Source organism: Oleiphilus sp. HI0080, assembly GCF_001635135.1.
The window spans coordinates 1-1,627 of sequence record NZ_LWFU01000830.1; the positions used below are offsets into that span (position 1 = coordinate 1).

Genomic DNA, 1,627 nt, shown 5'->3' on the forward strand with positions numbered 1-1,627 from the left:
TTCTCCGGTCGCCGCTTTCAGAAGGGGCGGGCCAGCAAGAAACATCTTTGCCTGCTCTTTTACTACGATCGAGTAGTCTGACAGGCCAGGCTGATAAGCGCCGCCTGCGGTCGCATTACCGTGGACAATGGTAAACTGTGGAATGCCGGCGGCGGAGAGGCGTGCCTGATTCGCAAAACCTCGTGCGCCGTGCACAAAAACATCTGTGGCGTAGTTAAGATTTGCGCCACCACTTTCAGCTAATGTCACGACCGGTAACTTGTTCTCTTTGGCGATGTCCTGAAGTCGGAGCGTTTTCTCAAGACCCGTGGGTGAGATCGTCCCGCCCTTGATCGCGCTATTGCTGGCAATAACCAGGCAGCGCATTCCACACACGTAACCGATGCCAGCAATAATTCCGCCGCCGGCCATAGAGCCGTCTTTGTCGTCATGCATTTTAAAACCGGCGAGTGAACTAACTTCGAGAAACGGTGTGTTGCGATCAAGTAGCAGATTAATTCGTTCGCGTGGTAATAACTTTCCACGCTTAATGAACTTTTCTTTTGCCTCAAGCTCTTTGTTGGCGACTTTTTTTTCGATCTCTCGAAAGCTGTCGATATGGCTTTGCATCGACTCTGAATTTGCTTGGAACTGCTCAGAGTTCACGTCGATCATTGATTCCAGTGTGCTCATTATTTTCTCGCGTCCTTTACTCGTCGTCTTTGAAAATATCGGGTGTTTCAGAACGATGAAAGCCATCGTATGAATCAGAGTTCTTTGCTTTTGGGAGAGGGAAAACACGCCCGCCTTGAGACGCTGCGCCATCAATCCTTAGGCAGTCGCCACTGATAAAGTTTGCGCCATCGCTTAGTAAAAAACAGATTGCTGAGCTGACTTCCGCTTCGGTTCCCATCCGCTTTACAGGGACTGCGTCTTTGAGGCTGCGGATCCACGGTTTCAGAGCGGGAGGGTAGCTGTCCATGCCGCTCGACATTACCCAACCGGGCGCGACCGCGTTTACACGAACGCCAGAGCAACCCCATTCAACGGCAGCGGTTTGTGTGAAGTTCACCATGCCTGCACGTGCAGCGCCGGAGTGTCCCATATTCGGCATGCCGCCCCACATATCAGCCACAATGTTGACGATCGAGCCGCCATGTTTACTCATGCTTGCAAGATAGACCTCTTTCGCCATGAGAAAACCGCCGGTTAGGTTAGTGCGTACCACCGTTTCCCAACCTTTTTGGTTAATGCCGGTCAGCGGGGAGGGGAATTGCCCGCCTGCATTGTTAACCAAGCCATGAATGGCAGGGTTGTTCTGTTTAATCGCTTTCACACATGTTTTTACCGCGTCCTCATCTCGGATATCGCACGCATGTGCCTCGGCTGAGCCGCCATCTTCTTCAATTTCTGCTTTCACGGCTTCGAGCTTTTCGATCTTTCTGCCAACGAGGGCGACATGGGCGCCGAGGCTTGCCAGCTCATGTGCGGTGCAGCGACCAATGCCACTTCCTCCGCCTGTGACGATGATGGTTTTGCCTTCAAAAAGACCTTCTTTCAAAACTGACTGATAACCAGACATTCTTTCTTGTCCTCATTACTTCAAATGCGTTTGAGCTAGCGACAAAGTTCACCGGCTAGCTTGGCA

2 protein-coding genes are annotated in these 1,627 nt (G+C 51.7%); both read right to left on the minus strand.

What is annotated here, in order from left to right; all coding sequences use genetic code 11:
• On the minus strand, positions 1–672 hold a 672-nt coding region (locus A3751_RS16960; RefSeq protein ID WP_304439045.1), incomplete at its 3' end, for a carboxyl transferase domain-containing protein.
• Between the two features lie 16 nt (positions 673–688).
• The gene (locus A3751_RS16965) at positions 689–1,561 is read right to left on the minus strand and encodes an SDR family oxidoreductase (RefSeq protein WP_068458160.1); all 873 of its coding nucleotides are present in this window, start codon (positions 1,559–1,561) and stop codon (positions 689–691) included.
• Positions 1,562–1,627: the final 66 nt, after the last annotated feature.

Excerpts from the sequence above, each read along its gene's own strand:
- A3751_RS16965 (WP_068458160.1), bottom strand. The coding sequence starts at position 1,561 with ATGTCTGGTTATCAGTCAGTTTTGAAAGAAGGTCTTTTTGAAGGCAAA.